This window comes from Streptomyces sp. NPDC002044 (assembly GCF_040296725.1).
Taxonomy (GTDB): Bacteria; Actinomycetota; Actinomycetes; order Streptomycetales; family Streptomycetaceae; genus Streptomyces; species Streptomyces antarcticus.
The window spans coordinates 1-6,955 of sequence record NZ_JBEOXU010000225.1 but is presented as its reverse complement, the minus strand read 5'-3'; the positions used below and the strand labels follow the sequence as shown (position 1 = coordinate 6,955).

The 6,955-nt window shown below is 71.3% G+C and carries 4 protein-coding genes and 1 pseudogene; 1 reads left to right on the top strand and 4 read right to left on the bottom strand.

Annotation, left to right across the window (positions count from 1 at the left end; all coding sequences use genetic code 11):
- Window positions 1-124: 124 nt before the first annotated feature.
- Window positions 125-1,042, top strand: coding sequence for an NADP-dependent oxidoreductase (locus ABT106_RS30190; protein WP_351283740.1), 918 nt, complete (start codon window positions 125-127; stop codon window positions 1,040-1,042).
- A gap of 176 nt (window positions 1,043-1,218) precedes the next feature.
- Here the strand turns inward: ABT106_RS30190 and ABT106_RS30185 are convergent, their stop codons facing one another.
- From ABT106_RS30185 to ABT106_RS30170, 4 genes and pseudogenes are all read right to left on the bottom strand, one after another.
- A complete protein-coding gene (locus tag ABT106_RS30185; protein ID WP_351283739.1) occupies window positions 1,219-2,937 on the bottom strand; it encodes a discoidin domain-containing protein in 1,719 nt (572 codons plus the stop codon).
- A 53-nt stretch (window positions 2,938-2,990) separates the two neighbouring features.
- Window positions 2,991-4,070, bottom strand: coding sequence for a DUF1996 domain-containing protein (locus ABT106_RS30180; protein WP_351283736.1), 1,080 nt, complete (start codon window positions 4,068-4,070; stop codon window positions 2,991-2,993).
- Between the two features lie 141 nt (window positions 4,071-4,211).
- The gene (locus ABT106_RS30175; RefSeq protein WP_351283734.1) at window positions 4,212-6,368 is read right to left on the bottom strand and encodes a pectate lyase-like domain-containing protein; all 2,157 of its coding nucleotides are present in this window, start codon (window positions 6,366-6,368) and stop codon (window positions 4,212-4,214) included.
- Between the two features lie 301 nt (window positions 6,369-6,669).
- A pseudogene (locus tag ABT106_RS30170) lies at window positions 6,670-6,955 on the bottom strand (hypothetical protein); the annotation flags it as partial.

Here is a 6,955-nt window from a genome sequence, read left to right as displayed (position 1 = left end):
GCGGCGAGGAGTGCCTTCTTCATGCCCCTGAGGCTGGGCGGCCGCGAAGAACACCGAATGAACACGGCGTGGCCGAAACCAGCCCACCACCACACGGAGAGGTCGGAACATGGCCGAGGCCACCATGAGGGCGATGGCGTACGAGACGTACGGCGGGACGGAGGTGCTCGCCGAGACCCGGCTGCCGGTGCCGAAGGTGGGCCCGGGCGAGGTCCTGGTCCGGGTGAAGTACGCGGGCGTCAACCCCGTCGACTGGAAGATCATGTCCGGCGGCCTCGACGCCCTGATGGACGTCGTGTACCCGGTCGTCCCCGGCTGGGACGTCGCCGGCACCGTCGAACGCGTCGGGATCGACACCCCCGAGTACGCCGAGGGCGACGAGGTCATGGCGTACGCCCGCAAGGACTACGTGCACGGCGGCACCTTCGCCGAGTTCGTGACCGTGCCCGTACGCGCCCTGGCGCACAAGCCCGCCTCGCTCGGCTGGGCCGAAGCGGCCGGACTCCCGCTCGCGGGGCTTACCGCCTACCAGGTGCTGACCCGGCTCGGCACCGGCGCGGGCGACACCGTCCTCATCCACGGCGCGGCAGGCGGCGTGGGATCCCTCGGCGTCCAGATCGCCCGCGCGCTCGGCGCCCGGGTCATCGGCACCGCCTCCCCGCGCAACCACGACCGGGTGCGCGCCCTCGGCGCGGAACCCGTCGCGTACGGGGACGGCCTCGCGGACCGGGTGCGCGCGCTCGCCCCCGAAGGCGCCACCGTCGTCGCGGACTTCGTCGGCGGTGTCCTCGACGTCACCCGCGAGGTGCTCCACGACGACGGCCGGCACGCCTCGATCGCCGACCCCACGGTGACCGGCTCCGGCGGCGAGTGGATGTGGGTCCGCCCGGTCGGCTCCGACCTGGCCGAACTGGCCCGCCTCGCCGACGAGGGCAAGCTGACGGTCACCGTCGCCGAGACCTTCCCCCTCGCCGAGACGGCGGCCGCCTTCGCGCTCAGCCAGGACGGCCACACCGCCGGGAAGATCGTCATCGAGGTCTGAGCACGGTCCGGACCCCGCGGCACCCGGCCCCGGGCACGCCGGACCGCGCGCCGCCCGGCGGGGTGGGAGGGCGGCGCGCGGAGTGCGCGGGGAGCGTCAGGGGGTCCGGCCGGACCCGGACGCCGAACCGGTCGGGAACGGACGCCGAGGCGTTCGGTCACGGACCCCCGGAGCGGTCAGGCATAGACCCCGAAGTGGAACAGCGAGTAGCCGTACCCGGTACCGCGCTGGGTCAGCTCCAGCCGCACGTACCGGCCCGACGCGGTGACACCGAAGTCGTCGATCCCGCCGTCACCCGACGAAGTGGCGTACGCGGTACGCCAGTTCTCGCCGTCGTCCGACACCTTGACCGTGTACGCCCTCGCGTACGCCGTCTCCCACACCAGCTGTGCGTGCCTCAGCTGCCGCACCGACCCCAGGTCCACCTGGAGCCACTGCGCGTCCGCCCAGCTCGTCGCCCAGCGGGTGTCATCGCGCCCGTCGGTCGCCAGCTGCGGAGTGCACGGGCAGCCGCCCCAGCCGTCGTTCTGGAAGGTGGACGCGGTGGTCGGACGGTTCCGGGCCACGTCGGTGCCCGCCACGGGCGGCGGTACCACCTTCACCGACCGCTGCTCGACACCGACGTTCCCGCGCCCGTCCTTGACCTTCACGTACAGCTTCCACGCACCGGTCTTCGCGGGAGCCGTGACCTTGAGGGTGCCGCCGCCCAGGTGGCTGGAGGGGGCCGAGACCAGCCCGCCCCCGCCGTCGACGTACTTGCTCCCCCAGAGCACCTCGTACGCGAGCTGGTCGCCCTCGGGGTCGGTCGCGGGCGCCTGGACGGTGATCTCCCGGCCCGCCGGAACGGCGCCGGCGTTCGCCACCGCGGGCACGGCCACGGTCGGGGGCAGGTTGTCCCCGGTGGTGTTCCCGCCGTAGGCCCGTTTGACCGCGTAGTACATCTTGCGGCGCTCCCCGGCGGGCGTCAGGTTGAACCAGTGGCCGCCGAAGTCGTACTCGGTGCCGTAGTGGAAGACGGTCGCGCCCAGCGCCACGCCCCGGTGGCCGGTGACGCAGTTCCAGGCGCTGCTGTAGCCGTCCGCCTTCGCCTGGTCGCCCGGCTCCAGCGGGACCCCGTTCGCGTCGTTCGGCACCTCCCACTCCCCGGCCGGGCCGGTCTCGGTGATCAGGTACGGCTTGGTGTGGCCGCCCTGCTCCCAGGCCTGCCGGATCCCGCACACCTCCTTGTAGGAGTTGACCGAGTACAGGTCCAGGTCGGGGGAGTTGCGCTTGTAGTAGGTCCACGCGCCGGCCCACGCGTCCGTGGAGGTCACCGGGTGGTTGGCGTCGATGCGGTGGATCGCCTTCGCGACGTCGTTGACGAAGGTGGTGTAGGCGTTGCGCTGGTTCTCCAGCTCGGCCCCGGAGTAGCAGTTCTGCAGGCCGAGGACCGACTCGTTGCCGACGTTCCACATCAGCACGGCAGGGTGGTCGCGGTAGGTCTCCACCCAGCGGGAGAACTCGGCCAGCATGGTGTTCTTGTAGCCGCTGTCCGTCACGTAGTTGGTGCAGCCGCCGCTGCCGGGACCGCCGCCCGGCTGGAGCCAGAATCCGGCGACCACCTTGAGGTTGTTCGCGGAGGCCGAGTCGAACAGCTGGCGGCTGCTCGCGTCGGTGCCCCATGTACGGATCGTGTTGGCGCCCAGTGATCTCACGTCGGGCAGCAGCCGGCCGGCGTCGGCCGGGGACGGGCCCCAGGTGACGCCCTTGACGAGGTACGGCGAACCGTCCACCGTCAGCTGCCAGTTGCCCTGGACGCCGGTCACCTTGACCACGCTGCCGGCGGCTTGCGCCGGGGCGCTGGGAAGTACGGTCACGGCGCCCGCGAGGAGCGCGGCCGTGACGAGGGAACGCATGCGGGAGTGCACGCGGGGACCTCCTGGAGGAGTGGGGGGAACGGGGGAGGGGGTCACGGGAGCCGGTAGTCCGGGCCGAGGGCGGCGCCCGCCGCGGGGTGGGTCTCGTCGTAGCCGCGGGCGTTGCACTGGAGTCCGCCGCGGATGCAGTGGTCGACGAGGGCTTTCAGCGTCCGGTCGTCCCAGGCGTTGAAGAAGTCGTAGTGGAAGGAGTGCCCGCTCCCGCTGGAGAGCCGGACCCGCGACATGTCGCCGCTGACCGGGAAGGCCATCTTGAACTCGACCATGGGGACGGCCACCGGGTGGCTGGCCGGGCACACGTTGTCGTTGTTGCCGGGCTTCACGACCGGGTAGGCCATGTGCGCCTTGTGGTCGGGGGTGTCCAGGAACGTGCCGTCCCAGCAACTCGGCGACTGCATGCGAATGTTGAGCTGGCTGCCGGGCGGGCAGCTGGCCGGGATCTCGGTGTTCTTGAAGCTCTCGCCGCACTCCCAGCCCTCGACCCAGCCGCGGTGGCCGCGGAACTCGGCCGCGCTCTGCGTCGGGCTGCCGACGAGGAAGCGCAGGCCCTTGGGGAAGGGGCGCACGCTCTTGTAGTCGGTCACGCCGGTCTTGTAGTAGATCACTTGCGGTCCGGTCGGCAGGACGGGCTGGTTGCCGTTGTAGAGCGTCGGCATCCAGTACCCGGAGAGGTCGCCGGGGGCGGTGCACGCGGTCCCGCCCGCGCTGAGCGAGGCGGTGGTGCTGAAGGCGTCCGTCGTGGTGTTGCCCATGAAGGTGTGGTTGTGGGAGGCGCCCGGACGGCCCGCGTAGACGATCGGGTCGTCGGACGCGGTCCTGGTGACGGCGCAGTTGGCCTGGAACTCGTGGAAGTACCGGTCCGGGGGATTCTCCCAGGACGGGGTGACCCCCGTGACCCGCGGCACCGCCGGGATGTAGCCGTCGCCGTCCGGGTCGTCGCCGGTGGCGAGGGGGGCGACGGCGGCGTGGTTCATGCCCGCGTGGACGGCCGTGCCGCCGCCGTCGGGCGAGGCCTGGGCGGTCAGGGCGAGGCCGCCGAGGCCGGCGGCCGCGGTCACGGCGAGGGCCGCCGAGACCAGTAAGGCGGACAGGGTCCGCGGTCGGAGTGTCATTTCTGCGGCTCCTTCGGTGGGGCGGGGTGGCAGAGAGAGGACGCTTCCGGGAGGGTCTGTGGGAGAGCGCTCTCTCAGATGGCCCGGAAAACGCGGGGCGGCCGCCGGGCCGCCCCGCGCTTTCCGGGGGTCAGGGGTGGATCAGGGGAACGAGAGGACGGTGGAGGGAACGGTCGAGGTGCCCGAGGTGGGGGCGCCGATGCCGTTGATGACGTGTTCGTACTGGCCGTTCCCGCCGAGCGAGACGACCAGGAGGTCGTGGAACTTCACACCGGGTTTCACCGGCGCCTGGAACCCGTGTTCCTGACGGATCGTCGGATCCACGTTGTAGTAGCAGTAACTGCCCAGGCCCCAGCCCTCGTGGGTGTTCACCGAGTCTGCCACCTTGTAGGCCGCGTAGCCCTTGACGGACCCGTTCTGGATCGCGGCCTGGTTCGGCGCGTCGTACGCCTTCTCGTTCTGGAAGAAGATCGTGCGGCCGCGCTCGCCGTTCCACTCCACGTCGTACTTGTTGAAGTGCTCGACGAACAGCCCGGTGGCGAGCACGTCGTCGCCGTTCACCCGGAATCCGTAGTCGGAGCGGTTGGTCTCCCAGCCCACCCCGTCGCCGTGGTCGGCCCGCCAGATCCAGGTGTGGTCGACGATCGTGTCGTGGTTGTTGACCACCATGCCGAGCGTGGCCTTGCCCGCGCCGGCGCCGCCGACCCGGATGAAGACGTCCTGGACGGTCGTCGGGTTCGCCGCGTGGTCCGTGGTGGTGCCGGCCGGGCCGACCTCCAGCAGAGTGGGCGAGTTGACGGTGCCCGCGTCGATCAGGAAACCGGCGAGCTTCACGCCGTCCACGTCGGCGACCTTCATCGCGGTGACCCCGTTGTCCGGGACGATCGTGGCCAGGCCCAGGCCCAGCACGACCGTGTCCGGGCGGTTCACCTGGATGGTCTGGTTCACGTGGTAGACCCCGGGGGTGAAGAGCAGGTGCAGCCCCTGCGTCAGCGCCGCGTTGATCGTCGCCGCGCTCGCTCCCGGCTTCACCACGTAGAACTGGCTCAGCGGGATCGAGGAACCCTGGGGCGCGCCGTTGCCCCAGGACGTGCCGCGGGCGTTGGTCCGCTTGGCCGGGACGAAGACCTTGTAGTCGGCGCCGTCCAGGTACAGGAACGGCTTCTCACGGGAGACGGGCGTGGTGTCCAGGATGGTGTACGGCGGGTTCGGGTACGACTGCGCGGGCGCGCCCTGGGTACCGGAGAACACCTGGTTCCACACCGCGTTGGACCAGCCGCCGATCGAGCTGTCACGGGTGTACCACTGCTGCTGCGAGTAGTTGCCGACCTGCCCGTCGATCTTGGAGTCGGCGATGTAGCCGCCGGAGGCCCAGCCGTAGCCGTTCGGGGCGAGGTTCAGGCCGCCCTTGACGTGCATCCGGCGGAAGGGCGCGGCCTGCGAGACGGCCCAGCGGTTGGTCCCGCTCACCGGGTTCAGGGCGAGGTTCTCGGCCGAACGCCAGAAGTTCTGCGTGGCGTTGCCCCCGAACCAGCCGGCGTCGACGGTCACGTCGCCGTTGATGGTGGTGTCGTCGGGATTGAGCCCGAGACCCGACACGGAGGTGTAGAAGCCGATCTGCGCGTTGAGCCCGTTGTACGTGCCGGGCTTGAACAGGAACTGGTAGCGGCCCGAACCGAACTGCGCCGACTCCTGCTGGGCGAAGACCTGGTCGAGCCTGGCCTGGATGTTCGGCGTCGACGGATCGAAGACGATCACGTTGGGCCCGAGATCGCCGCCGCCGGGGATGACCGGTCCGGTGCCGGTCGTGCCGTAGACCTGGAACTCCCAGAGGGAGTAGCCGTATCCGGTGGTGCGCTGGGTCCCGTACACCCGCACGTACCGGGCGCTGCCGGTGACGTCGTGGGTGACGTTGCCGCCCGCGCCGGCGGTGGTCGAGTAGGCGGTCGACCAGTTGGTGCCGTCGGTGGACAGCTCGACGCGGTACGCCTTGGCGGCCGCGGCCTCCCAGCGCAGCACGACCTGGCTCAGCTGGGCGGGCGCGCCGAGGTCGACCTGTATCCACTGGGGATCGGCGAACTGGCTGGACCAGCGGGTGCCGTTGTCGCCGTCGACGGCGGCCCCTGCCGGGGTGCCGGCGCCTTCCAGACTGGAGGCGGTGGCGGGCTTGCCCTGCGAGAGCAGGACGGGCGCCGCGTGCGCGGCGGTGCCGGGAAGCAGCACGAGGAGGGCGGCGACCAGCGCCGCGGCGAGCGCCGCGACGGCGAGGCGTGGCGGTCGGTCGGAGAGGAGGGTCATGCGGGGTGCTCCTGACGTCGGGGATCCGGGGGGATCGAAGCGTGAGTGAACTGCCCGCAGGAGAGGCCGTCAAGGGTTTGAGCGTTCATGAACTGAAGATCAAAGGATGTGTCAACTACGCATCGGGCCTGTGAACTTGGAGTTTCTTCAATCCTTGTGAAAAGTGTTGACGAAAAAACCCGGCAGCGCTGTACTGAGGCTCCTGACCGCTCCGTCCCGCTGCGCCCGCTGGGCGGGACGGAGCGGCGGGGAGCGTTCGGGAAGTGTCCGATACGCGGGCCGTTGCGGCGGCGTGCGTTCGTTAGTCGTCGCTACGGGGCGGGCCCGGGGATGCCCCCGAGCCGCCCTCGGAGCCCGCCCGGGACCGGGCCGGTGCCGGCCCGGAACCGGGCCGCGGCAGGAGGTGGGACGGATGCGGTACGGATGCGGTACGGCTCGCGCAGGGGGAGAGCCGCACCACGCTGCCGCTGCCGCTGCCGCTGCCGCTGCCGCTGCCGCTGCCGCTGCCGCTGCCGCTGCCGCTGCCGCTGCCGCTGCCGCTGCCGCTGCGGTGCGTGTGGGGGCGGGGGCGGCCGGGGCCGGGGCTC

What these genes read in the sequence shown, in the direction of transcription:
- ABT106_RS30190 (WP_351283740.1), top strand. Translation starts at nt 125, where the DNA reads ATGAGGGCGATGGCGTACGAGACGTACGGCGGGACGGAGGTGCTCGCC.
- ABT106_RS30185 (WP_351283739.1), bottom strand. Translation starts at nt 2,937, where the DNA reads ATGCGTTCCCTCGTCACGGCCGCGCTCCTCGCGGGCGCCGTGACCGTA.
- ABT106_RS30180 (WP_351283736.1), bottom strand. Translation starts at nt 4,070, where the DNA reads ATGACACTCCGACCGCGGACCCTGTCCGCCTTACTGGTCTCGGCGGCC.
- ABT106_RS30175 (WP_351283734.1), bottom strand. Translation starts at nt 6,368, where the DNA reads ATGACCCTCCTCTCCGACCGACCGCCACGCCTCGCCGTCGCGGCGCTC.